Source organism: Aquabacterium sp. TM01, from assembly GCF_057808345.1.
On record NZ_AP046529.1, the window covers coordinates 3,567,968 to 3,591,688 of the forward strand.

General features: G+C 63.6%; 19 protein-coding genes and 1 riboswitch. Of the genes, 7 read left to right on the forward strand and 12 right to left on the reverse strand.

All coding sequences use genetic code 11. From position 1 onward, the window contains the following. Nucleotides 1-5 precede the first annotated feature (5 nt). From sucD to recA, 4 genes are all read right to left on the reverse strand, one after another. Nucleotides 6-899: a succinate--CoA ligase subunit alpha gene (gene sucD / locus AC3WW4_RS16520; RefSeq protein WP_488829523.1), complete on the reverse strand. Its 894-nt coding sequence runs from the start codon at nucleotides 897-899 to the stop codon at nucleotides 6-8. Nucleotides 900-922: 23 nt separating this feature from the next. Continuing rightward, nucleotides 923-2,083, reverse strand: a complete 1,161-nt coding sequence (sucC, locus tag AC3WW4_RS16525) for an ADP-forming succinate--CoA ligase subunit beta (RefSeq protein WP_488829789.1) — start codon at nucleotides 2,081-2,083, stop codon at nucleotides 923-925. 184 nt (nucleotides 2,084-2,267) lie between these two features. Continuing rightward, on the reverse strand, nucleotides 2,268-2,765 hold the full coding sequence (gene recX / locus AC3WW4_RS16530; protein WP_488829524.1) for a recombination regulator RecX: 498 nt from the start codon (nucleotides 2,763-2,765) through the stop codon (nucleotides 2,268-2,270). Next, nucleotides 2,752-3,825, reverse strand: a complete 1,074-nt coding sequence (gene recA, locus AC3WW4_RS16535) for a recombinase RecA (protein WP_488829525.1) — start codon at nucleotides 3,823-3,825, stop codon at nucleotides 2,752-2,754. The genes recX and recA overlap by 14 nt, the downstream gene beginning before the upstream one ends. Before the next feature lie 151 nt (nucleotides 3,826-3,976). Here recA and AC3WW4_RS16540 point away from each other — a divergent pair, with 151 nt between their 5' ends. The 3 genes from AC3WW4_RS16540 to metH all read left to right on the forward strand — a co-directional run bounded on the left by AC3WW4_RS16540 (nucleotide 3,977) and on the right by metH (nucleotide 8,494). Then, nucleotides 3,977-5,167 carry a patatin-like phospholipase family protein gene (locus AC3WW4_RS16540; RefSeq protein WP_488829526.1) on the forward strand — a complete coding sequence of 397 codons (1,191 nt, stop codon included), beginning with the start codon at nucleotides 3,977-3,979 and terminating at the stop codon, nucleotides 5,165-5,167. A 95-nt stretch (nucleotides 5,168-5,262) separates the two neighbouring features. Then, nucleotides 5,263-5,505 carry an HP1242/YdcH family protein gene (locus tag AC3WW4_RS16545; RefSeq protein ID WP_488829527.1) on the forward strand — a complete coding sequence of 81 codons (243 nt, stop codon included), beginning with the start codon at nucleotides 5,263-5,265 and terminating at the stop codon, nucleotides 5,503-5,505. A gap of 241 nt (nucleotides 5,506-5,746) precedes the next feature. Beyond that, nucleotides 5,747-8,494, forward strand: a complete 2,748-nt coding sequence (gene metH, locus AC3WW4_RS16550) for a methionine synthase (protein WP_488829790.1) — start codon at nucleotides 5,747-5,749, stop codon at nucleotides 8,492-8,494. Nucleotides 8,495-8,554: 60 nt separating this feature from the next. Here the strand turns inward: metH and uvrA are convergent, their stop codons facing one another. From uvrA to purB, 3 genes are all read right to left on the reverse strand, one after another. Further along, a complete protein-coding gene (gene uvrA, locus AC3WW4_RS16555; protein ID WP_488829528.1) occupies nucleotides 8,555-11,470 on the reverse strand; it encodes an excinuclease ABC subunit UvrA in 2,916 nt (971 codons plus the stop codon). 75 nt (nucleotides 11,471-11,545) lie between these two features. Beyond that, nucleotides 11,546-12,394, reverse strand: a complete 849-nt coding sequence (pyrF, locus tag AC3WW4_RS16560; RefSeq protein WP_488829529.1) for an orotidine-5'-phosphate decarboxylase — start codon at nucleotides 12,392-12,394, stop codon at nucleotides 11,546-11,548. 15 nt (nucleotides 12,395-12,409) lie between these two features. Beyond that, nucleotides 12,410-13,783: an adenylosuccinate lyase gene (gene purB / locus AC3WW4_RS16565; RefSeq protein WP_488829530.1), complete on the reverse strand. Its 1,374-nt coding sequence runs from the start codon at nucleotides 13,781-13,783 to the stop codon at nucleotides 12,410-12,412. 227 nt (nucleotides 13,784-14,010) lie between these two features. On the opposite strand from purB, the gene AC3WW4_RS16570 reads away from it, so the two are divergent. The 3 genes from AC3WW4_RS16570 (at nucleotide 14,011) to metW (ending at nucleotide 16,596) form a co-directional block, all read left to right on the forward strand. Continuing rightward, nucleotides 14,011-14,631: a glutathione S-transferase N-terminal domain-containing protein gene (locus AC3WW4_RS16570; protein ID WP_488829531.1), complete on the forward strand. Its 621-nt coding sequence runs from the start codon at nucleotides 14,011-14,013 to the stop codon at nucleotides 14,629-14,631. Nucleotides 14,632-14,662: 31 nt separating this feature from the next. Next, nucleotides 14,663-14,737: riboswitch (SAM riboswitch) on the forward strand. 51 nt (nucleotides 14,738-14,788) lie between these two features. After that, nucleotides 14,789-16,000, forward strand: a complete 1,212-nt coding sequence (gene metX, locus AC3WW4_RS16575) for a homoserine O-succinyltransferase MetX (protein WP_488829532.1) — start codon at nucleotides 14,789-14,791, stop codon at nucleotides 15,998-16,000. Between the two features lie 11 nt (nucleotides 16,001-16,011). Continuing rightward, nucleotides 16,012-16,596: a methionine biosynthesis protein MetW gene (gene metW / locus AC3WW4_RS16580; protein ID WP_306564558.1), complete on the forward strand. Its 585-nt coding sequence runs from the start codon at nucleotides 16,012-16,014 to the stop codon at nucleotides 16,594-16,596. Nucleotides 16,597-16,615: 19 nt separating this feature from the next. Here the strand turns inward: metW and AC3WW4_RS16585 are convergent, their stop codons facing one another. From AC3WW4_RS16585 to AC3WW4_RS16605, 5 genes are all read right to left on the reverse strand, one after another. Then, a complete protein-coding gene (locus AC3WW4_RS16585) occupies nucleotides 16,616-17,689 on the reverse strand; it encodes a porin (RefSeq protein ID WP_488829533.1) in 1,074 nt (357 codons plus the stop codon). 209 nt (nucleotides 17,690-17,898) lie between these two features. Further along, a complete protein-coding gene (locus tag AC3WW4_RS16590; protein WP_488829534.1) occupies nucleotides 17,899-18,963 on the reverse strand; it encodes a porin in 1,065 nt (354 codons plus the stop codon). A gap of 290 nt (nucleotides 18,964-19,253) precedes the next feature. Further along, nucleotides 19,254-20,303 (reverse strand): porin, encoded by a 1,050-nt coding sequence (locus AC3WW4_RS16595; protein WP_488829535.1) that lies wholly within the window; start codon nucleotides 20,301-20,303, stop codon nucleotides 19,254-19,256. Nucleotides 20,304-20,513: 210 nt separating this feature from the next. Continuing rightward, entirely contained in the window at nucleotides 20,514-22,355 is a 1,842-nt protein-coding gene (recQ, locus tag AC3WW4_RS16600) for a DNA helicase RecQ (RefSeq protein ID WP_488829536.1), read from the reverse strand. Continuing rightward, the gene (locus tag AC3WW4_RS16605; protein ID WP_488829537.1) at nucleotides 22,352-22,807 is read right to left on the reverse strand and encodes an acyl-CoA thioesterase; all 456 of its coding nucleotides are present in this window, start codon (nucleotides 22,805-22,807) and stop codon (nucleotides 22,352-22,354) included. Before AC3WW4_RS16605 ends, recQ begins: the two co-directional genes overlap by 4 nt. A 115-nt stretch (nucleotides 22,808-22,922) precedes the next feature. Between AC3WW4_RS16605 and AC3WW4_RS16610 the strand changes: the two genes are divergently transcribed. Continuing rightward, nucleotides 22,923-23,711: an SDR family NAD(P)-dependent oxidoreductase gene (locus tag AC3WW4_RS16610; protein ID WP_488829538.1), complete on the forward strand. Its 789-nt coding sequence runs from the start codon at nucleotides 22,923-22,925 to the stop codon at nucleotides 23,709-23,711. The last annotated feature ends 10 nt before the right edge of the window (nucleotides 23,712-23,721 follow it).

Consider the following 23,721-nt stretch of genomic DNA (forward strand, 5'->3'; position numbering starts at 1 on the left):
TCAGATCAGAGCAGGCCCTTGAGCAGCTTGCCCATTTCCGACGGGTTGCGCGTGATGGTGAAGCCGCACTCTTCCATGATGGCGAGCTTGGCGTCGGCCGTGTCGGCACCGCCCGAGATCAGCGCGCCAGCGTGGCCCATGCGCTTGCCCGGAGGGGCGGTGACACCGGCGATGAAGCCGACGATGGGCTTCTTCATGTTGTCCTTGCACCAGTAGGCGGCTTCGGCTTCGTCCGGGCCACCGATTTCACCGATCATGATGACGGCGTCGGTGTCGGGATCGTCGTTGAAGGCCTTCATCACGTCGATGTGCTTGAGACCATTGATGGGGTCGCCACCGATGCCGACGGCGCTGGATTGACCCAGGCCCAGTTCGGTCAGCTGCGCCACGGCCTCATAGGTCAGCGTGCCCGAGCGGGACACAACGCCGATGCGGCCCTTGCGGTGGATGTGACCTGGCATGATGCCGATCTTGATTTCTTCCGGCGTGATCAGGCCGGGGCAGTTGGGGCCCAGCAGCAGGGTCTTCTTGCCGCCAGCAGCTTCCTTGGCCTTCATCTTGTTGCGCACCATCAGCATGTCGCGCACAGGGATGCCTTCGGTGATGGCGATGACCAGGTCCAGGTCGGCCTCGACGGCTTCCCAGATGGCGTCAGCGGCACCAGCGGGCGGCACGTAGATCACCGACACGGTGGCGCCGGTTTGGTGGGCAGCTTCCTTGACGGAGGCGTAGATGGGGATGTCGGAGAACTTCTCGCCTGCCTTCTTGGGGTTCACGCCCGCGACGAAGGCGTTCTTGCCGTTGGCGTAAGCCTGGCAGCCCAGGGTGTGGAATTGACCGGTCTTGCCCGTGATGCCTTGGGTGATGACCTTGGTGTCTTTATTGATGTAAATGCTCATGACGAAGTCCTTGGGTTCTGGGCTCAGGCGACAGCGGCGACGATCTTGGTCGCGGCTTCGGCCATCGAATCGGCGGCAATGATGGGCAGACCGGAGTCAGCCAGCATCTTCTTGCCCAGGTCTTCGTTGGTGCCCTTCATGCGGACCACCAGCGGCACGCTCAGGTTCACGGCCTTGCAGGCGGTGATGACGCCATCGGCAATGGTGTCGCACTTCATGATGCCGCCGAAGATGTTCACCAGGATGCCCTTGACATCGGGGTTCTTCAGCATGATCTTGAACGCTTCGGTGACCTTCTCGGCCGTGGCGCCACCGCCGACGTCGAGGAAGTTGGCGGGCTCGCCACCGAAGAGCTTGATGGTGTCCATGGTGGACATGGCCAGACCGGCGCCGTTGACCAGGCAGCCGATGTTGCCGTCGAGCTGGATGTAGGCCAGGTCGAACTTGGAGGCTTCGATTTCAGCAGGATCTTCTTCGTCCAGGTCGCGGTAGGCGACGATTTCCGGGTGACGGAACAGGGCGTTGGCGTCGAAGTTGAACTTGGCGTCGAGGGCGATGACATTGCCCTTGCCGTCGCGGTTCAGCGGGTTGATTTCAACCAGCGACGCGTCGGTTTCCATGTAGCACTGGTACAGCTTCTTGAAGATGTCCTTGGCCTGGGCCTGGGAGTCGGCCGGCATGCCGATGCCGTCGGCAATCTCTTGGGCTTGGGCGTCGGTCAGACCCGCCAGCGGGTCGATGAAGACGGTGATGATCTTCTCGGGCGTGCTGTGCGCCACTTCTTCGATGTCCATGCCACCTTCGCTGGAAGCGATGAAGGCGATCTTCTGGGTGCCGCGGTCCGTCACGACCGAGACGTAATATTCTTTTTGAATGTCAGCGCCGTCTTCGATGTAGAGGCGGTTGACCTTCTGGCCTTCGGGGCCGGTTTGATGGGTCTTGAGTTGCATGCCCAGGATTTCGCTGGACAGGCGACGCACGTCGTCGATGGACTTGGCCACCTTGACGCCACCACCCTTGCCGCGACCACCGGCGTGGATCTGCGCCTTGACCACCCAGACCGGGCCGCCCAGCTTTTCAGCTGCAGCGACAGCTTCGTCTACGGAAAAAGCCGGGATACCTCTTGGGACCGGCACGCCAAATCGGCTCAGGATCTCTTTGCCTTGGTATTCATGAATCTTCATGGGGATCTCGCAGTCAGGTGTTGCGTTCTTGTCGAACATGGCAAACCCGCCTCATCCGATCGGGCGGAGGCGGGTACACGCAGCCGTTTGTCAGGCCTCGCGCAGTGCAACGCTCAGCATACATCGGCGCCCCCACAAACAGAGGGGGCGCGCCGTCAGGGTTTTTACTGATTCGACCGAGGTTTCACTCGTCTGTCAACAAACCGTCACCCCGCACCACCTTGCGCACGACATCGGAGGTAAAACCCCGCCCGAGCAAGAAGCGCATCTGGCGCGCCCGGTCTTCGGGCGTTTCAGGGGGGGCGCCGAAGCGGCGCACCCACAAGGCGTGCGCCCGCGCGAATTCGGTGTCACGCAAGGACTGGGTGGCGTCACGGGCCACCTCGGCTGGCAATTGGTGCTGAGCAAGCTCGGCCTTCAGGCGGGCGGTGCCATAGCGCGCAGCCTTGCGGTGCAGCATGGATTCGGCAAAGCGCTGGGCCGACAGCCAGCCTTTTTGCTCCAACTCGTCGAGCACCTGGGCCACCTGCTCTGGCGACTCGGCATGCGGCGCCAGTTTGCGGGTCAGCTCGACGCGCGAGTGCTCGCGCGCGGCCAGGTATTTCAGCGCCCGCCCCTTGAGTGACAAGGTCGGGCGGCGTGAGGCCCTTGGGCCTGAGTCCGGAGGGTCAGACCTCGTCATCAGCCACCGTGGCAGCCTTGCCGCCGCTCACGACCGCCGGCAACAGCGCCACGCCCAGCGAATCGCGGATCTTGTTTTCGATCTCGCGGGCCAGTTCGGCGTTTTCACGCAGGAATTCGCGGGCGTTGTCCTTGCCCTGGCCGATCTTCTCGCCACCGTAGGCGTACCAAGAGCCCGACTTCTCGACGACCTTGGCGGTCACCCCCAGATCGATGATCTCGCCTTCGCGGCTGATGCCTTCACCGTACAGGATGTCGAACTCTGCGGTTTTGAACGGGGGTGAGACCTTGTTCTTGACCACCTTGACCTTGGTTTCGTTGCCGATGATTTCGTCGCCCTTCTTGATGGAGCCGATGCGACGGATGTCGAGGCGCACGGAGGCGTAGAACTTCAGGGCATTGCCGCCCGTGGTGGTTTCGGGGCTACCGAACATCACGCCGATCTTCATGCGGATCTGGTTGATGAAGATGACCATGCAGTTGGTCTTCTTGATGGTGGCCGTCAGCTTGCGCAGCGCCTGGCTCATCAAGCGAGCCTGCAGACCGGGCAAAGAATCACCCATCTCACCTTCGAGTTCGGCCTTGGGGGTCAGCGCGGCCACCGAGTCGACCACGATCAGGTCGACCGAGCCGGAGCGCACCAGCGCATCGACGATTTCCAGGGCCTGCTCGCCGGTGTCTGGCTGCGAGATCAGCAGGTCTTGCAGGTTGACGCCGAGTTTTTGCGCATATTGGGCATCGAGCGCATGCTCGGCGTCGATGAAGGCGCAGACGCCGCCCTGCTTCTGCATCTCGGAGATGACCTGCAGCGTCAAGGTGGTCTTGCCGGACGACTCCGGACCATAGATTTCCACCACACGGCCACGCGGCAGGCCGCCGACGCCCAGGGCGATGTCCAAGCCCAGCGAGCCGGTGGAGACGACCTGGATGTCCTCAATCACCTCGCCCTCGCCCAGGCGCATGATGGAACCCTTGCCGAACTGCTTCTCGATCTGGGCGAGCGCCACCTGCAAGGCTTTGGCTTTTTCGGTGCTGAGGGCAGATTTGGCGTTGGCGTCCATGCAAGGTCTCCAGAGGTTCAGTGATTGGCTTGGGTGCATTATGGCAAAAGCTGGACATTCATACAGTGTTTTGGCAAATAATTTTCGCCCCACTGATGGGGGTGGCGCCGACCGCATATTGCAATGCAGCATTTACCGCTAGACTGACCCGATGAGTTCCAAGCGCACGCCCAAGGACCAGGCCAGCACCCAGAGCCTGGAGGAAGATCGCCAGGTTCACCGCCGCCCCCGCCGCGCTCGCGTCGGTAATGCGACCGCCTCACAGGGGCGTCCCCGTGTCAATCTGGCTTTGCAGGGGGGCGGCGCACATGGCGCATTCACCTGGGGCGTGCTCGACCGCCTGCTCGAAAGCGATGGCCTGGATATCGGCGGCATCTCAGGCACCAGTGCCGGCGCGCTCAATGGCGCCGTGATGTTGACCGGTTATGTCAAGGGCCATCAGGCGGGAGGCGAAGGGGCCGCCAGACAGGAGGCGCAGAAGTCACTGCGCGAGTTCTGGCGCGACGTGAGCCGCCACGGCCCGCTGTTTTCACCACTGAGCATCCAGTCCAACGGCTTGCTGAAGACCGAGTTCAACTTCGACCAGTTTCCCGCTTACCAATGGCTGAACGTGTTCATGCGTTCGTTCAGCCCCTATGAGTTCAACCCGCTCAATTTGAATCCATTGGAGGCCGTGCTGCAACGCCACGTGGATGCCGCCGCGCTGCACCAGGGTTGCGCGCAATGCGGCATCCCGCTGTTTGTGACGGCCACCTCGGTACACACCGGACAAGCACGGGTGTTCACGGCAGAGTCCCTGTCAATCGATGCGCTGATGGCCTCGGCCTGCCTGCCCTTCGTGTTTCAGGCGGTCGAGATCGAAGGCGAGCCATACTGGGACGGCGGCTACACCGGCAACCCGGCGCTCTACCCCTTGATCTACGAGACCAGCGGAATCGATATCCTGCTGGTACGCCTGACGCCGCTGCAGCGCATTGACAACCCGACGCGCAGCATCGACATCATCGACCGGCTCAGCGAGATCACGTTCAACGCCAGCCTGGTGAGCGAGATGCGGGCCATTGCCTTCGTCAAGCGGCTGATCGACGAGCACAAGCTGGACCGGGGGCACTACAAGCGGCTGCACATGCACATGGTGGCCGACGATGCGGGCATGAGCACCTTCAACGCCTCTAGCAAGTTCAACACCGACTGGGCGTTTCTGCAGGAGTTGCACCGCCTCGGGCACCAGGCCGCCGACCAGTGGCTGAAGGCGCATCGACATCAAATCGGTGCCGAAAGCTCATTTGACATCCACGATACGTTTTTGCAGCAGATGGCCTCGACACCCAGCCAAACTTGATCTGCCGCAAGACTGGCGGCCAGGATCAGGCACAAGATAGCTTCAACGGAAGATCCGTTCTTCCACGCTTTCAATGACCTTCAACAGGAGACACGATGGGACAAAACCTCGACAACCACCCGCTGGGACGCGACCTTCCTGAGTTCAAGGACAAGATCCATGAGTTGAAGACCAACGACACCCACTTCGCACGGCTGCATCGTGAATACGAAGAGGTGGACAAGGCCGTGGTGCGACTGGAGACCGGCGTGGAGCACGGCTCGGACGCTGAACTGGAAACCAAGAAGAAATTGCGCGTGCTGCTCAAGGACGAGTTGTACGCGTTGCTGAAGGCCTGATCGGCACCGCCTCACAAGTTAAGGCAATTGCTGCGGGCGGCTTGATCCAAGCGCCTCGACAGCGCCTCTGGGCATCGCGTCACAAGCGCGGTGCCCTTTCCTTTTGTGGGCCAGACGGCGTGGTTCGGACATTCTCGAGGCCCACCCTCTAAAATGGAAGGTTATGACCGCGTCTGCCCACCCTCCCTCCGCCTCGCCCCTGAGCGACACCGCCCTGCCCCACGCCGCCGCTGTGCCGCCCATGCGCCTGTCCGGCCTGGAGCCCGTGAACATCGGCGAGGGCTCGCTGTTCGTCAACGTGGGCGAGCGCACCAACGTGACGGGCTCGAAGGCCTTTGCGCGCATGGTCCTCGAAGGACGCTTTGAGGATGCCCTCTCGGTGGCCCGCCAACAGGTTGAAAACGGCGCCCAAGTCATCGACATCAACATGGACGAGGCCATGCTGGACAGCAAGGCGGCCATGGTGCGCTTCCTGAACCTGATCGCCGGCGAGCCGGAAATCGCACGGGTGCCCATCATGATCGACTCCTCCAAGTGGGAGGTGATCGAGGCGGGGCTGAAGTGCATCCAGGGCAAGGGCATCGTCAACTCGATTTCGCTCAAGGAAGGTGAAGAGGCTTTCAAGCACCACGCCCGCTTGATCAAGCGCTATGGCGCCGCCGCAGTGGTGATGGCCTTTGACGAACAAGGGCAGGCCGACACCTACCAGCGCAAGATCGCGATCTGCGAACGCGCCTACCGCATGCTCGTGGACGAGATTGGCTTCCCACCGGAAGACATCGTTTTCGATCCGAACATCTTTGCCATCGCCACCGGCATTGAAGAGCACGACAACTACGCCGTGGACTTCATCAACGCCACGCGCTGGATCAAGCAGAACCTGCCGGGCGCCAAGGTGTCGGGCGGCGTCTCGAACGTGTCGTTCAGCTTCCGCGGCAACGAGCCGGTGCGCGAGGCCATTCACACCGTGTTCCTGTACCACGCCATCCAGGCGGGCATGGACATGGGCATCGTCAACGCCGGCATGGTCGGCGTCTATGACGACCTGGACGCCCACCTGCGCGAGCTGGTCGAAGACATCGTGCTCAACCGCCAGCCCGTGTTCAAGGACGGCGAAGACACCTCGCTGACCCCGACCGAGCGCCTGCTGGCGATCGCCGAGCAGGTCAAGGGCGCGGCCAAGGACGACACGGCCAAGCTGGCCTGGCGCGGCACGGCCGAGCACCCCGCCACGGTGGAAAGCCGCCTGAGCCACGCGCTGGTGCACGGCATCACCGACTTCATCACGACCGACACCGAAGAGTGTTATCAAAAGATCAAGGCGGACGGTGGCCGTCCCCTGCACGTGATCGAAGGCCCCTTGATGGCCGGCATGAACACAGTGGGCGACCTGTTTGGCGCGGGCAAGATGTTCCTGCCGCAGGTGGTGAAGTCGGCCCGCGTGATGAAGCAGGCCGTGGCGCACCTGGTGCCTTACATCGAAGAAGAAAAGCGCCTGCTGGAGCTGGCGGGCGGCGATGTGAAGGCCAAGGGCAAAATCGTGATCGCCACCGTCAAGGGCGATGTGCACGACATCGGCAAGAACATCGTCACCGTGGTCCTGCAGTGCAACAACTTTGAGGTGGTCAACATGGGCGTGATGGTCCCGTGCAAGGACATCCTCGCCAAGGCCAAGGAAGTGGGTGCGGACATCGTGGGCCTGTCGGGTCTGATCACGCCCTCGCTGGAAGAGATGCAGTACGTGGCGGCCGAGATGGAGCGTGACGAGTACTTCCGCTCGCGCCAGATTCCGCTGCTGATCGGCGGGGCGACGTGCTCGCGCGTGCACACGGCCGTGAAGATTGCGCCCAACTACAGCGGCCCCGTGGTGTACGTGCCCGATGCCTCGCGTGCGGTGGGCGTGTGCTCCGAGCTGCTCAGCCCCGAGCGGCAGCAAGCCTACATCGCCGAGTTGAACGCCGACTATGCGCACGTGCGCCAGCTGCATGCCAGCAAGAAGGCCACCCCGCTGGTGAAGCTGGCCGAGGCCCGCGCCAACAAGGCCGAGGTGGACTTTGCCACCTACACGCCCACGGTGCCCAAGTTCATCGGCCGGCGCGTGTTCAAGAACTACGACCTGGGTGAGCTGGCGGCCTACATCGACTGGGGCCCGTTCTTCCAGACCTGGGACCTGGCAGGCCCCTTCCCCGCCATCCTGGACGATGCCGTGGTGGGCGAGGAGGCCCGCAAGGTCTACGCCGATGCGCAGGCCATGCTCAAGAAGATCGTGGACGGCCGCTGGCTGACCGCCAATGGCGTGATCGGACTGTACCCAGCGCAATCGGTCAAGGACGACACCATCGAGATCTACGAAGACGAGTCGCGCAGCAAGGTGCTAATGTGCTGGGACCCGCTGCGCATGCAGACCGAGCGCCCGGTGGTCGATGGCGTCAAACGCCCCAACCGCTCGCTGGCCGACTTCATCGCGCCACGCGATGCCAAGCCCGACTACATCGGCATGTTCGCGGTGACGGCGGGCCTGAACATCGAGAAGAAGGAAGCCGAGTTCATGGCCCACCATGACGACTACTCGGCCATCATGCTCAAGGCCCTGGCCGACCGGCTGGCCGAAGCCTTTGCCGAGCGCATGCACGAGCGGGTGCGCACCGAGTTCTGGGGCTATGCCGCGGACGAGGCGCTCGACAAGGTGGCGCTGATCAAGGAGCAGTACCGCGGCATCCGCCCGGCCCCGGGCTACCCGGCCTGCCCCGACCACACGGTCAAGCGCGAAATGTTCCGCGTGCTCGAGGCCGCTGACGTGCACATGCATCTGACGGAAAGCCTGGCGATGATGCCCGCCGCCAGCGTGAGCGGCTTCTACATGGCTCACCCCGATGCCACCTACTTCAACGTGGGCAAGATCGGCCACGATCAGGTGGAAGATTGGGCGCTGCGCATGGGCCTGTCGGTCACCGATGCGGAGCGGGCGCTGGCGCCGCTGCTGTCGTGATGACAGCCTGAGCTGTGCTGTGAAAAACAACGGGGCCTGAACGGCCCCGTTTTCACGTCGTCACAGCAAAGGGCGCAGGTAACGCCCGGTGTGGCTGCCCTCGTACGCGGCCACCTGCTCGGGCGTGCCTGCCACCAGCAACTGCCCGCCACCGGAGCCACCTTCGGGCCCCATGTCGATCAGCCAGTCGGCGGTCTTGATGACGTCGAGGTTGTGCTCGATGATGACGATGGTGTTGCCCGCGTCCCGCAACTGGTGCAGCACCTTGAGCAACAAGGCGATGTCGTGGAAGTGCAGCCCGGTGGTCGGCTCGTCCAGGATGTAGAGCGTGCGCCCTGTGTCGCGCTTGGAGAGTTCCAGCGCCAGCTTGACGCGCTGCGCCTCGCCGCCGGACAGCGTGGTCGCCGCCTGCCCCAGGCGGATGTAACCCAGGCCCACGTCCATCAGCGTCTGCAGCTTGCGGGCGATGGTGGGTACGGCACTGAAGAAGGTCAGCGCCGCTTCCACGGTCAGATTCAGGATCTCGTGGATGTTGAGGCCCTTGTACTGGATCTCCAGCGTTTCGCGGTTGTAGCGCTTTCCGTGGCACACATCGCAGGGCACGTACACGTCCGGCAGGAAGTGCATCTCGACCTTGATCATGCCGTCGCCCTGACAGGCCTCGCAGCGGCCACCGGCCACGTTGAACGAGAAGCGGCCGGCGCCATAGCCGCGCTCGCGCGCCGCCGGCACATCGGCCATCAGTTCGCGAATCGGCGTGAACAGCCCGGTGTAGGTGGCGGGGTTGCTGCGCGGCGTGCGGCCAATCGGTGACTGGTCCACGTTGATGACCTTGTCGAACAGCTCCAGCCCTTCGATCTCGTCATGCGGTTCGGGGTCGGTGTGGCTTTGGTACAGCTTGCGGGCCACGGCGGCATACAGCGTGTCGTTCACCAGGGTGGACTTGCCCGAGCCCGACACGCCCGTCACGCAGGTCAACAGGCCCACGGGGAAGTCGGCCGTGACGCCTTGGAGGTTGTGGCCACGCGCGTTGACCACGCGCAGGCGCGGCGTCTCGTCGGTGAAGGCGTGGCGCTGGGCGGGCACTTCGATGCGCAGCACGTGCGCCAGGTAGCGCCCGGTGATGCTGTTTGGGTTGGCCGTAACCTCCTCGGGCGTACCCTGGGCGAGCACGTGGCCACCATGCACGCCGGCACCGGGGCCCATGTCGATCACATGGTCGGCGGCGCGGATCATGTCCTCGTCGTGCTCGACCACCAGCACGCTGTTGCCCAGGTTGCGCAGGTGCTGCAAGGTGCCGATCAGGCGGTCGTTGTCGCGCTGGTGCAGGCCGATGCTGGGCTCATCGAGCACATACATCACACCCGTCAGGCCCGAGCCGATCTGCGAGGCCAGGCGAATGCGCTGCGCCTCACCGCCCGAGAGCGTGTCGGCGCTGCGATCCAGGCTCAGGTAGTTCAGGCCGACATCGTTGAGGAAGCGCAGGCGTGAACGGATTTCGTTGACGACCTTGGCTGCAATCTCGGCCTTGGCGCCTTGCAGGTGCAGGTGGTCAAAATAGTGCTGCGCTTCGGCCAGCGTGGCGTGCGCGATTTCGTAGATGGGCTTGGTGTCGCCCGTCTGCGCATCCAGCAGCTTGACGTGCCGCGCCTCGGTGCGCAGACGCGTGCCATGGCAGGCGGGGCAGGCCTTGGGTTGCTGATAGCGGGCCAGTTCTTCGCGCACGGCGCTGGAGTCGGTCTCCTTGAAGCGCCGTTCAAAGTTGGGGATGATGCCTTCGAAGGGGTGTGAGCGTTTGACCTTGCGCTTCTTGCCGCTGGTGCCGTCGGCTTCGTAGGTGAACTCGATCTCTTCGGTGCCTGAGCCGTACAGCAGCACCTGCTGAACGTGTGCGGGCAACTCTTCGAAGGGCTGCTCGATGTCCACGTCGTAATGGCGACCGATGGATTCGATCAGACTGTAGGTATAGGGGTTGCGGCGGTCCCAGCCCTTGACGGCACCGCTGCCAATGCTCAGCGAAGGAAAAGCCACCACGCGCTGCGGGTCGAAGGCGATGACATGGCCCAGGCCATCACAGGTGGTGCACGCGCCTTGCGGCGAGTTGAACGAGAACAGCCGGGGCTCCAGTTCCGACAGCGAATAGCTGCAGATGGGGCAGGCGAACTTGGCCGAGAACAGGTGCGTGACGCCGCTGTCCATCTCCAGCGCCAGCGCGCGGCCTTCGGCCAGGCGCAGCGCCGCCTCAAAGCTTTCGGCCAGGCGCTGCGTCATGTCGGCGCGCACCTTCAGGCGGTCCACCACCACGTCAATGTCGTGCTTCTCGTTCTTGACCAGAGGCTGCAGGTCCGCTGCCTCGACGATCTGGCCGTTGATACGGAAGCGCACATAGCCCTGGGCCTGCATCTGCGCAAACAGCTCGACATGCTCGCCCTTGCGGTCGCGCACGACCGGCGCCAGGATCATCAGCTTGGTGTCTTCCGGCAAGGCCAGCACGGCATCGACCATCTGGCTCACACTTTGCGCTTGCAGAGGTTCACCATGCTCCGGGCAGAACGGCGTGCCCGCACGTGCGTACAGCAGGCGCAGATAGTCGTGGATCTCGGTGACCGTGCCCACGGTGGAGCGCGGGTTGTGGCTGGTCGCCTTCTGCTCGATGCTGATCGCCGGCGACAGGCCCTCGATCACGTCGACATCGGGCTTGTCCATCAGTTGCAGGAACTGGCGTGCGTAGGCGCTCAGGCTCTCCACATAACGGCGCTGGCCTTCGGCATACAGCGTGTCGAACGCCAGGCTGGACTTGCCCGAACCCGACAAGCCCGTGATCACCACCAACTGGTTGCGTGGCAGGTCCAGGTCAATGTTTTTCAGATTGTGGGTGCGCGCACCCCGGATGTGGATGTGCTGCGGATCCAGCCTCGCGCCGGTCGGCGCAGGCTGGACAGAAGACACATCAACAGGAAGTTCAGGGCGAGACATCGGGCACACCAGCAGATTCAGGGCAACCGAGCATCATACGGCGCCCGCCGCCGGGATGCCAGCGACGGCTGGGTGTCAGGCTGACTGGCGCGCCTGATTCAACGCATCCCGCGTTTCCAGCGCCACCCGACGGGCCGCGCTGGCGAAATCATCGCCACTGCTGGCGTAGAGCACCGCACGCGAGCTGTTGACGACGATGGTGCCGGTGATGGCCCCGCTTGCATCCGTCATCAGCCCAGCCTTGACCGTCGCCACCGCATCGCCGCCCTGCGCGCCCACACCGGGGATCAGCAAAGGCAGCGTGGGCGCCAGTTCGCGCACCCGGGCGATCTCTTCGGGGAAGGTCGCGCCCACCACCAGGCCCATCTGGCCGTTGGTGTTCCACGGGCCTTGCGCTTGGCTGGCGATGTGCTCGTACACGCGCGGCTGGCCTTCGACATCGGCCAGGCGCAGGTTCTGCAAATCCGAGCCGCCCGGGTTGGAGGTGCGGCACAGCAGGATCACGCCCTTGCCGGGGTACTTCAGGAAAGGCTCCATGGTGTCGAAGCCCATGAAGGGCGACAGCGTCACGGCATCAGCCTGGTAGCGCTCGAACGCTTCGCGGGCGTATTGGTCGGCGGTCGAGCCGATGTCGCCACGCTTGGCATCCAGGATCACCGGCACCTGCGGAGCCACCCGGCGCATGTGCGCCATCAGTCGCTCCAACTGGTCTTCCGCACGGTGCGCCGCAAAGTAAGCGATCTGCGGCTTGAAGGCGCAGACCAGGTCTTTGGTGGCGTCCACGATGGCCGCACAGAAGTCATAGATGCGGTCGCTCTGGCCCTTCCAGGCGCCAGGGAACTTCGACGGCTCGGGGTCCAGGCCCACGCACAGCAGCGAGTTGTTTTGCTGCTGCGCATGGCGCAGTTGCTCGGTGAAGATCATGGCTGCGCCCTTGCCTTACTTGCCGATGCGCTGAGCCAACTCAACGGCCTTGCCGATGTAGTTGCCCGGGGTCATGGTGCGCAGGCGGGCCTTCTCGGCTTCAGGCAGCTCCAGGGTCTCGATGAAGGCCTGGATGGACTCCTTCGTGATGGCCTTGCCGCGGGTCAGCTCCTTCAGACGCTCGTACGGGTTGGGCAAGGCATAGCGGCGCATCACGGTCTGGATGGGCTCGGCCAGCACTTCCCACGAAGTGTCGAGGTCGTCGGCCAGGGCCTGCGGGTTGACTTCCAGCTTGCCCAGGCCACGGGCCAGGCTGTCATAACCCAGCAGGGCGTAGCCCAGCGCCACACCCATGTTGCGCAGCACGGTGGAGTCGGTCAGGTCACGCTGCCAGCGGCTGATGGGCAGCTTCTGGCTCAGGTGGGTCAGCACCGCGTTGGCCAGGCCGAAGTTGCCCTCGGCGTTTTCAAAGTCGATCGGGTTGACCTTGTGCGGCATCGTGGACGAACCGATTTCGCCCGCCTTGGTGCGCTGTTTGAAGTAGCCCAGGCTGATGTAGCCCCACACGTCCCGCGACCAGTCGATCAGGATGGTGTTGGTGCGGGTCACCGCGTCGAACAGCTCGGCCATGTAGTCGTGCGGCTCGATCTGGATCGTGTAGGGGTTGAAGGTCAGGCCCAGTTGCTTCTCGATGACCAACTGGCTGAAAGCTTCCCAGTCTTTGTCCGGGTAGGCCGACAGGTGGGCGTTGTAGTTGCCGACGGCACCGTTCATCTTGGCCAGCAGCTTGACGTCGGCGATGCGGGCACGGGCAGTGGCCAGACGGGCCACCACGTTGGCGATCTCCTTGCCTACGGTGGTGGGCGAAGCGGTCTGGCCGTGGGTGCGGCTCAGCATCGGGATCTCGGCCAGGTTGTGCGCCAGGCCGCTCATCGTGCCGATCAGGGCGTCGAGGGTGGGCAGGATGACTTGATCGCGTGCGGCCTTGAGCATCAGGCCATGGCTGGTGTTGTTGATGTCTTCCGAGGTGCAGGCAAAGTGCACAAACTCACCGGCCTTTTCCAGCTCGGGGTGCGTGGCAAAGCGCGACTTGATCCAGTACTCCACGGCCTTGACGTCGTGGTTGGTGGTCTTCTCAATGTCCTTGATGGCCTGTGCGTCCGACTCGGAGAAGTGCGTCACCAGGCTGCGCAGGAACATGCGCGAGGCATCCGACAGCGGGGGCAACTCGGGCAAGCCGGCATCGGACAGGGCGATGAACCACTCGATCTCGACCTGCACGCGGCGATGCATCAAGCCAAATTCGGACAGCAGCGGACGCAGAGCGGCCACCTTGGCGGCATAACGGCCGTCCAGCGGCGACAAAGCGGAGAGAGCAGACAGGTTCATGGCGGTGTCCGAATGAGAAAAAGAGTCAGCACGCCTGCGCGCGGTGCCGTGCAGGCCAACCGGTCATTTTACCGCGCCAAGCCCTCCTGCCAAGTGCGCGCCACGCCCCCGCGGGCGGTGGCGCACCGCTCCCTCTGTTGGGGGCCAGCTGCCACATCCTGCCCCTCCCCCCTTCCCGGTTCGAGTCAGACCGCTAAAATCGCCGCAACGCCACCTCATCCCTACCCATGAAACTGATTGGATCTCTCACCAGCCCCTTCGTCCGCAAGGTCCGGATCGTGCTGGCCGAGAAAAAGCTCGACTACAAGTTTGAGCTGGAAGATGTGTGGTCCACAGAAACCCGCATCGCCGAAGCCAACCCGCTGGGCAAAGTCCCCTGTCTCGTCATGGACGGCGGCGAGGCCGTTTTCGACTCGCGCGTGATCGTCGAGTACGTGGACACCCTGTCGCCGGTGGGCAAGCTCATTCCCCTGGGCGGGCGCGAGCGCGTGGAAGTGCGCACGTGGGAGGCACTGGCCGATGGCCTGCTGGACGCCGCAGTGCTGGCGCGCATGGAGCAAACATGGTCGGGCCGCACCGACGCACAGCGCAGCCCCGCCTGGATCGAACGCCAGCAAGACAAGATTCACCAGTGCCTGAAGGCCTTCAGTCAGGGCCTGGGCGACAAGCCCTGGTGCACCGGCAACCATCACAGTCTGGCCGACATCTCGGTGGGCTGCGCCCTGGGCTATCTGGACTTCCGCTTCGCGGACATTGATTGGCGCACCACCCACCCCAACCTCGACAAGCTCTACGCCAAACTGATGCTGCGGCCCAGCTTCACCGACACGGCGCCGCCTGCGGCCTGAGCCGCCCAGCGCGCCGGTTTGGCGCTACACTTGGGTTCACAGCGCCGATTTGTCCGGATTGCGGGCGCTCAAAAAATTCCGCTAAAGAGGGCGCTGCTCACCGGCCCCTGCTTTGATGCGAGGCCGGTTTTTTCTTTGTTCTGAACATCGTAGCGTCATGTCTTCTCTCGGGGTTGTCACCCCTGCTTCCATGCACTTTGAGGCGCCGCTGCCCCTGCAAAGCGGCGCGGTGCTCAAGGACTACACCCTGGTCTACGAGACCTACGGGCAGCTCAATGCCGACCGCAGCAACGCGGTGCTCGTGTGCCACGCGCTCAACGCCTCGCACCACGTCGCCGGCGTCCACGCCGACGCGCAGGGACGCCCGCTGCCCAAGAGCGAAGGCTGGTGGGACAACCTGATCGGTCCCGGCAAGCCGCTGGACACGAACCGGTTTTTCGTCATCGGCATCAACAACCCGGGATCGTGCTTTGGCTCGACCGGGCCGATGCACACCAACCCGGACACCGGCAAGCCTTATGGCGCCGACTTCCCGGTGGTGACGGTGGAAGACTGGGTAAACGCCCAAGCCCGCCTGCTGGACCAACTGGGCATCACCCAGCTGGCCGCCGTGCTGGGCGGCAGTCTGGGGGGCATGCAGGCCCTGAGCTGGACGCTGCAGCACCCCCAGCGCGTGCGCCACTGCGTGGCCGTGGCCACCGCCCCCAACCTGTCGGCACAGAACATCGCCTTCAATGAAGTGGCCCGCCAGGCCATCGTCACCGACCCCGACTTCCACCAGGGCCACTTCTACGCGCACGGCGTGGTGCCGCGCCGCGGCCTGCGCGTGGCGCGCATGATCGGTCACATCACCTACCTGTCGGACGACGTGATGGAAGAGAAGTTCGGCCGCGAGCTGGTGGGACGCACGCTGGGCGATGCGCCCAACTACAGCACCCAGGACATCGAGTTCCAGGTGGAGAGCTACCTGCGCTACCAGGGCGACAAGTTCAGCGACTACTTTGACGCCAACACCTACCTGCTGATCACCCGCGCGCTCGACTATTTCGATCCGGCCCGCTTGCACGGCGGCGACTTGGCTGCCGCCATGGCCAAGGCCCTGGCCAAGTTCCTGGTCATCAGCTTCACCACCGACTGGCGCTTCTCACCCGCCCGTTCGCGCGAGATCGTCAAGGCCCTGGTCGACAACCGCCACGACGTGAGCTATGCCGAGATCGACGCACCCCACGGCCACGACGCCTTCCTACTGGACGACCCGCGTTACCACGGTGTGGTGCGCGCTTATTTCGAGCGGATTGCGCAGGAGCTGCAAGCAGCGCAGGCGCCATTGATCACCTCACAGGGCCAGCCCCTGAAGGTGGCGGTGTGAGGGAAGAGAGCATGAGCCAACACGACGTGCATGACGTGATCGCGCAACTGGTGCCACCGGGCTCACGCGTGCTGGACCTGGGTTGCGGCAATGGTGCCCTGCTGGCGCACCTGCGCGACGCCCGCCAGTGCACCGGCTACGGGATCGAACTGGACGATGCCAAGGTGATGCAATGCGTGCAGCGCGGCGTCAACGTCATCCAGCGCAACCTGGAAGAAGGCCTGAGCCTGTTCGAGGACAACAGCTTCGACGTGGTGCTGCAACTCGACACCCTGCAACACCTGCGCAACACGGTGGACATGCTGCGCGAGACGGCCCGCGTCGGCAAACAGGGCATCGTCAGCTTCCCCAACTTTGCGCACTGGCCGCACCGACTGAGTGTGCTGCGTGGCCGCATGCCGGTGACGCGCAGCCTGCCCTACCAGTGGTACGACACGCCCAACATCCGCGTGGCCACGTTCGCCGACTTCGAGGTGCTGGCCGAGCAAAATGGCCTGCGCATCCTCGAATCGTTCGGCGTGCACGAGGGTGAGATCGTGACGCGCTGGCCGAACCTGATGGCCAGCAAGGCGGTGTTCAAGTTTGAGCGCCGCTGACAGCGGCGCCCGACCTGAATCAGAAGGCGTGACGCACGCCCACCACGTAGGTGTGCCCCTTCTTGAACCCGGTGCGCTGCTCGTCATCCAGCATGTAGGCCGCATACACGTCGGTGCGCTTGGACAGCCAGTGGTCGTAGGCCAACGTGAAGATGGCGTGCTTGGCATCCAGCGCGGCCCCGCCAGTGGCGGACTCCTCTTTGCTCTGCCCATATGACGCCAGCAGCTTGCCGCTCTTCGTGACCGGCACCGCCGCACCCACCTGATACAGACGGGTGTCGATGTTGGCAGCGCCCGCAAAGCCCTTGTTGGCAAAAGTACCGTACTGACCAAAGAACTTGGCAAAGCCAGCGTCGTAACTCACCCCCAGCATGCCGAAGTTCTGCGCTTGGCCCGCGATGAGATTGGACTTAGGCGCCTCGGCGGAGCGCAAGGTTTGCCATGCACCACCGATGGCGAAGGGGCCGGACGCATAACCCGCCGACAGCGCATAGCTGGTGCGCTCGCCCTTGCTCGCATCCTCCCCGAACTGGACCTGCAGCGCCCCGGTGAACCCGGACAGATTGGGCGTTTGGTAGGTCAGCGCATTGCTCCACCCCGAGTCAGACTTGTCGTTCCCCCATGGCGAGCCAAAGGTGAGCCGAATGGCGGGCGACAGGCCAAACGCCGCGCTGAGTGGGTTGAACGACAGCGTGTTCACGAACAGCAAGGTGCCCTGACGACCGACCGTGAGCTTGCCCAGGCTGTTTTGGGCCCACACATTGGCGGCGCGCGACCAAAACGGGTCGGCAGTACCGAAGCGTCCCGACTCCCCGGTGTCCGGACGCAGGAAGGACTCGATGACGAAACCCGTCTTCAAGCCGCCACCCAGATCTTCGGTCCCTTTGAAGCCGATGAAGCTGGTAACCATCTGGTTGCCGTCCACCTTGGTGACGCGGGCGTTGGCGGCACTTCCTTCCGTGCCACTGCTCTGGAACGAACCGGTCGTGATGTCGACCACGCCGTAGAGTTGCAGGGACGATTGTGCTTGAACGGAGGCACAAGCCCCCAAGGCAGCGAACATGACGGGAAGCAAAACTTTCGGATGAGGCATGGCAACTCCTGGTGCACTGAATGAGGTTTGCCACCGCGGCAAACTGTATACAGATTTGCAGAAAGCATGCCAAGCTGGCTGCACCTAAAACGGCGACAGATAGAACCATTTCGGTGCGGTTGCCAGCCAATGGCACCGCAATGGCATCTGTTCGGCACCAATGAAAAAAGGCGCCCGAAGGCGCCTTTGAGGGGTGACGTGAGGTCGCTTTAGAAAGCGTGACGCAGGCCCACAGCGTAGGTGGTAGCTGTGTCGTCGATCATGCCGGCATCCGACAGTTTCTTGGTAGTCAGAGCAGCATAGACGCCAGTACGCTTGGACAGCGAGTAGTCGTAGCCCAGCGAGAACTGCTTGAGCTTGGCCTCATCCACACCATCGTCGTACTTGGTTTGACCGTAGGAAACCATCAGGTTGCCAGCAGCAGTCACAGGCACAGCCACACCAATTTGGAAGAACTTGCGCTTGTCGTCAGCACCGCCCGTCGTGTCTTTCACAACCGAGTATTGCCCCATCAGCTTGGCCACACCGAAGTCGTAGCTGGCGCCCAAAGCATAGTTCTTTTGGCGTGCGGTATACGCCAAGCTGGACTTCCCAGACGATGTGTACACACCCATCACGCTCAGAGGACCTGCATTGTAGGCAGCAGACAGAGCATAGTTGTCCTTGGCATCGCCACTGGCAGTGGTCTCCTTCGGCGCCACCTGCAGCGATGCCGTGAAGCCGCCAAAGTTCGGGGTTTCGTAGGTCACCGAGTTCACCCATCCGGTGTCATAGCCCAGTGACGCCAGCGAAGGCGTACCGAACACCGTGCCCGACAGACCGTAGTACGACACCATGGTGGGCGAGAACACCATCGACGAACCGAACGGGTTGTACAGCAGACCATAGGTGAACATGGCGTTGTCGTACTGACCCAGGATCACGCGACCGAAATCACCGCTCAGGCCCACCCACGATGCACGGCCCCAGAAACCGCCAGCCATGTTGGTCAGGGTAGAACCAGAGTCATTGGCCAGGAAGCTCTCCAGCGCAAACTCGGCCTTCAAACCGCCGCCCAGATCTTCGGAGCCCGACAGGCCGATGAAGCTGGTCATCATGTTGCCGCTGCCCACTTCGGTGGTGCGCTCCACCGTGCCGGTGCTCAGGTTGAAGTTCTCATAGGAACCAACCGTACCTTCGACGTAGCCGTACAGCTTGACGCTGGACTCGGCTTGTGCGGTGCCAGCGACTGCCAGCAGGGCGGCCACGGCCACCAGGGATTTCTTTGCAAACATCAAGTTCTCCTAGCGATGAAAGGGGAAGGAAGCGGGAAGGTGTCACTGCTTGTCACACCGTCCTTGTGATGGATTGTGGAAGGGAAATGCACCACAGCCAAGCAGAAAGCAAAAACCAGGCCAACCTGCACCACAGTGAGGCGTGATATGTCGCCACCTCACAACAACGCTCACTTTCGCACCGTTTTGGTCGGCAAAACCCCCGAATTGGGGCGCATCAAGGCAATAAAAAAGCGCCCCGAAGGGCGCTTTGGTGATCAAAGACTCAGGCCTCAAGGGCCTGAACCCGATCAGAAGGCGTGGCGCAGACCAACGGCCACGGCAGTGGTCTTGGTGTTGTCGACGGTGGCGACATCGTTCAGCAGTGCTTCGTCCTTGATGTAGGTCACGCCGGCGTACACGCTGGTACGCTTGGACAGGCCGTGGTGGTAAGCCAGCGAGAACTGACGAGCCTTAACGTCTTCAACCTTGGTTTGACCATAAGAAGCGTGCACCGAACCGTTCTGGGTCACAGGCACCACAGCGCCCAGTTGGAAGAACTTGGCCTTGGCGTCGGCACCAGCTGCATCTTCAAACTTGTTTTGACCGTATTGTGCAAATGCCTTCACAGCACCGAAGTCATACGAAGCGCCCAACAACCATGCCTTTTGCACTTCGTCAGCGGCAGTACCCGCCGTGCTGCGCACGTTACCAATCACAGCGGACAGGCCCAGGGCGCCGGCGGTGTAGTTGGCGGCAACGGCAGTAGCGCCACCGTTGACGGTAGCGGCGGTCTTGCCAGTGTTACCTTCGCGTGCGCTGTGCTGAGCCGACAGAGTCAGGCCGCTCAGGCTGGGCGAGGTGTAGCCCACGGTGTTCTGCCAGCTGCCGCCCAAGCCGGAGAGGCCTGTGAACAGGTTGGTAGACACAGACAGAACGCGCGACGAACCGAAAGCGTCGAAAGCAGCAGCTTCGTTCTTGAACAGGCTTTCTTGGTTGCCCAGCTTCACGGTACCGAAGTCACCAGCCAGACCGACATAAGCGTTCTTGCCGAAGAAGTTGGTGCTGGCAGCAGCGCCCGTGTCGACGTTGATGGAGCTTTCCAGCTTGAAGATGGCCTTCAGACCGCCGCCCAGATCTTCTTGACCCTTCAGGCCGAAGAAGCTGTCGGTCAGGACAGAGGACTCGACGCTGGTCGTGGAGGCGGAGGTGGAGGCGCCGACAACAGGTTGGGTCTTGGTCTTGGAGTAAGCCAAGCCAGCGTCAACGTTACCGTACAGGGTCACGCTCGATTGAGCTTGAGCCGACACAGCCAGGGTGGCCAGAGCTGCAACAGCGATCAGATTCTTCTTAGCGAACATTCAGGTTCTCCTTTGATTCAGGGATTCATCAGCACGCGCTTGGTGCGTTGTCACGCCATGTTGGGGCGCAAGCCGAAGCTGATGAGCTGATTCTGCACAGTAAACGCGCGTCGGGCCAAGCCAAAGCCGGACAAATCCGTTGGCTCCCCCTAGGGAGCGACCGAAATTTACGTAATTTCGTTGCCCTATGGCAACACTTTTGGGCGAGGTTCAGGGTTTCAGGACCCGCAGGATCTGTTCGCCATACGCCTGTAACTTTTTGACCCCGACCCCGCTGATCTGCCCCAGTTCACCCAAAGTCTGGGGCGCGATGCGGGCCATATCGGCCAGCGTGGCGTCGTTGAAGACGATGTAAGCCGGCAGGTTGTGCTCACGTGCGACCTCGGCACGCCAGGCGCGCAGGTCGGCGAAGCGAGCCAGTGCGTCTCCCGTCAGGTCGGCTGGCGCGGCAGGCTTGCCCGCCCCCTTGCCGGCCTTGCTGCGGCGCGGGGCCTCGGCGGCTTCACGCAGGGTCAGTTGCACTTCGCCCTTGAGTACGGCGCGGGCGCTGTCGGTCAAGGCCAGGGTGTTGTACTCGCCTTCGGCCACCACATGGCCCAGGGCCACGAGTTGGCGCAGCACGGCACGCCACTGGTTTTCGGACAGGTCAGCGCCCACGCCGAAGGTGCTCAGACTCTGGTGGCCGTATTGCTGCACCTTGTCGGTCTCTTTGCCGCGCAGCACGTCGATAAGGTGGCCGGCGCCAAAGCGCTGCTGGCCGTGCTGCCAGAAGCGATAGATGCAGCTGAGCAGCTTGCGGGCCGCGTCGGTGCCGTCCCAGGTGGCGGGTGGGCGCAGGCAGTTGTCGCAGTTGCCGCAGGGCTGGCTGTCTTCGCCAAAATAGCTCAGCAGGCGCACGCGGCGGCAGTCGTGGGCTTCGGCCAGCGCCAGCAAGGCGTCGAGCTTGCCGCGCTGGATGCGCTTGAAGTCGTCGGCGGCCGGGCTCTCGTCGATCATGCGGCGCTGGTTGACCACATCGGCCAGGCCGTAAGTGAGCCAGGCGTCGGCCTCGCCGCCATCGCGCCCCGCCCGCCCCGTCTCCTGGTAGTAGCCTTCGATGTTCTTGGGCAGGTCCAGGTGGGCCACAAAGCGCACGTCGGGCTTGTCGATGCCCATGCCGAAGGCCACGGTGGCGACCATGACGATGCCGTCCTCGCGCAGGAAGCGATCCTGGTGGCGCTGGCGCACCTTGGCGTCCAGGCCGGCGTGATACGGCAAGGCGGTGAGGCCTTCCTGGTTCAGCCAGTCGGCGGTTTCTTCTACCTTGCGGCGGCTCTGGCAATAGACGATGCCGGCGTCGCCCTCGTGCTCGTCGCGGATGAAGCGCAACAGTTGCTGGCGCGGGTTGTTCTTTTCGACCAGGGTATAGCGGATGTTGGGCCGGTCGAAGCTGCTGATGAAGACGCGGGCGTCCTGCAATTGCAGGCGCTCGATCATGTCGGCGCGGGTGTGGTCGTCGGCGGTGGCGGTCAGCGCCAGGCGCGGCACGTCCGGGAAGCGCTCGTGCAGCATGCTGAGCTGCAAATAGTCTTCACGGAAATCGTGGCCCCACTGGCTGACGCAGTGCGCCTCGTCGATGGCGAACAGACTGAGCAGGCCGCGCTCGTGCAAGCTGGCCAGTTGCGCTTGAAAACGCAGGTTGGTGACGCGCTCGGGGGCGGCGTAGAGCATCACCATGCGCCCGGCCATCATCTCGCGCTCGATGCGCTGGGTGTCTTCCAGGCTGAGGGTGCTGTTCAGGAAGGCCGCGTGCACGCCCACTTCTTCGAGCGCGCCGACCTGGTCGTGCATCAGCGCAATCAAGGGCGAGACGACGATGGTGACGCCCTGGCCGGCCCGGTGGCGCGCGATGGCGGGCACCTGGTAGCACAGGCTCTTGCCGCCGCCCGTGGGCATCAACACCAGCGCGTCGTGCCCGGCGGTGACGTGGTCAACGATGGCCTGTTGCTGCCCCCGAAAGGCGGTGTAGCCAAAGACTTCGTGCAGGATGGCCAGCGGTTCGCGAGAGTTCACAGCTTGGGCTCCACGATGGCGCCGGTGTAGGCGGCCACGAAGGCCGGGGGCATGCGCCGCACCTTGCCTTCGGCAATATCGACGCAGACGAACTCGGAGCGCCCCCGGAACACGGTGAGCCCATCGTCTTCGCGGATGAACTGGTAGTGGCGCTGCAGGGTCAGCTTGTCGGCCCGGGTCAACCAGGTGCCCAGCACGATGCGCTCGCCCAGGCGCGTGGCGGCCAGGTAGTTGAGCTCGTGTTGCCGCACGACCATGCCGTGACCCAGTGCTTCATATTCTTGAGGCCCCAGGCCCAAGGCGGCCGAGTGCGCCCAGGCGACGTCCTCAAGCCACTGCAGGTACACCACGTTGTTGGTGTGGCGCATGAGGTCGATGTGGGGCTCCTGCACGGTGACGTTCAGGGTGTAGGGCAACTGGGGGAGGTCCCAGCTCAGGTTCTCGATGCTCATGGGCGAAGGGTCAAACTGCGGCGGTGGTGCAGGCCGGGATGATGCCATTGGCCGGCACGGACGGGTGGTGTTAAAAACGGTTGAACGCCCAAAGGTGGGTGACCAAGGAGTTTGAATGAAGCTGGCGGATTGCGTGGTGTTGGTGACCGGGGGCAGCTCCGGCCTGGGGGCTGCGGTGAGTCTGATGGCCTGGGAAGCCGGTGCGCGGGTGCTGATTGCCGATCGTGCGGCGCCGCGGGACGATAACCCCTTGCGCCTGCGTGATCCGCAGGGTGAGCGCTGGCTGTGGCAGGCCACCGATGTGAGCGATGAAGCCCAGGCCAGCGCCGCCGTGAACCAGGCACTCACGCGTTTTGGTCGCCTGGACGTGCTGGTCAATGCGGCTGGCGTCGCCGCCGTCGAGAAAGTGCATGGCCGCGACGGCCCGCATCAGCTGGCCTCGTTCCAGAAGGTGATCCAGGTGAACCTGCTGGGCAGTTTCAACATGATGCGCCTGGCGGCCGCCGCCATGCTGGCCTCGCCCGCCCGTCCGGGCACCAACGAGGTCGACTCACGTGGCGTGATCGTGAACACCGCCTCGATCGCGGCCTTCGATGGGCAGATGGGCCAGGTGGCGTATGCCGCCTCCAAGGGCGGCGTGGTGGCGATGACGCTGCCGGCTGCACGCGATCTGGCGCGTGACCGCATCCGGGTGATGACCGTGGCGCCAGGGGTGTTCCACACGCCGATGATGGCCTCCTTGCCCGAAGCGGCGCAGACCTCGCTGGCCGCGACCGTGCCCCACCCTGCCCGCCTGGGCCAGCCGGACGAGTACGCGGCCCTGGTGCGCCACATCGTCGAGAACGATTACCTCAATGGCGAGGTGATCCGCCTGGATGGCGCACTGCGCATGGCGCCACGCTGAAGTCGTCACG

What these genes read in the sequence shown, in the direction of transcription:
- AC3WW4_RS16545 (WP_488829527.1), top strand. Translation starts at nt 5,263, where the DNA reads ATGGGACAAAACCTCGACAACCACCCGCTGGGACGCGACCTTCCTGAG.
- AC3WW4_RS16595 (WP_488829535.1), bottom strand. Translation starts at nt 20,303, where the DNA reads ATGTTCGCTAAGAAGAATCTGATCGCTGTTGCAGCTCTGGCCACCCTG.
- metH (WP_488829790.1), top strand. Translation starts at nt 5,747, where the DNA reads ATGCGCCTGTCCGGCCTGGAGCCCGTGAACATCGGCGAGGGCTCGCTG.
- AC3WW4_RS16590 (WP_488829534.1), bottom strand. Translation starts at nt 18,963, where the DNA reads ATGTTTGCAAAGAAATCCCTGGTGGCCGTGGCCGCCCTGCTGGCAGTC.
- metX (WP_488829532.1), top strand. Translation starts at nt 14,789, where the DNA reads ATGTCTTCTCTCGGGGTTGTCACCCCTGCTTCCATGCACTTTGAGGCG.
- sucC (WP_488829789.1), bottom strand. Translation starts at nt 2,083, where the DNA reads ATGAAGATTCATGAATACCAAGGCAAAGAGATCCTGAGCCGATTTGGC.
- AC3WW4_RS16570 (WP_488829531.1), top strand. Translation starts at nt 14,011, where the DNA reads ATGAAACTGATTGGATCTCTCACCAGCCCCTTCGTCCGCAAGGTCCGG.
- uvrA (WP_488829528.1), bottom strand. Translation starts at nt 11,470, where the DNA reads ATGTCTCGCCCTGAACTTCCTGTTGATGTGTCTTCTGTCCAGCCTGCG.
- AC3WW4_RS16585 (WP_488829533.1), bottom strand. Translation starts at nt 17,689, where the DNA reads ATGCCTCATCCGAAAGTTTTGCTTCCCGTCATGTTCGCTGCCTTGGGG.
- AC3WW4_RS16610 (WP_488829538.1), top strand. Translation starts at nt 22,923, where the DNA reads ATGAAGCTGGCGGATTGCGTGGTGTTGGTGACCGGGGGCAGCTCCGGC.
- recX (WP_488829524.1), bottom strand. Translation starts at nt 2,765, where the DNA reads ATGACGAGGTCTGACCCTCCGGACTCAGGCCCAAGGGCCTCACGCCGC.
- purB (WP_488829530.1), bottom strand. Translation starts at nt 13,783, where the DNA reads ATGAACCTGTCTGCTCTCTCCGCTTTGTCGCCGCTGGACGGCCGTTAT.
- pyrF (WP_488829529.1), bottom strand. Translation starts at nt 12,394, where the DNA reads ATGATCTTCACCGAGCAACTGCGCCATGCGCAGCAGCAAAACAACTCG.
- recA (WP_488829525.1), bottom strand. Translation starts at nt 3,825, where the DNA reads ATGGACGCCAACGCCAAATCTGCCCTCAGCACCGAAAAAGCCAAAGCC.
- sucD (WP_488829523.1), bottom strand. Translation starts at nt 899, where the DNA reads ATGAGCATTTACATCAATAAAGACACCAAGGTCATCACCCAAGGCATC.
- AC3WW4_RS16540 (WP_488829526.1), top strand. Translation starts at nt 3,977, where the DNA reads ATGAGTTCCAAGCGCACGCCCAAGGACCAGGCCAGCACCCAGAGCCTG.
- AC3WW4_RS16605 (WP_488829537.1), bottom strand. Translation starts at nt 22,807, where the DNA reads ATGAGCATCGAGAACCTGAGCTGGGACCTCCCCCAGTTGCCCTACACC.
- metW (WP_306564558.1), top strand. Translation starts at nt 16,012, where the DNA reads ATGAGCCAACACGACGTGCATGACGTGATCGCGCAACTGGTGCCACCG.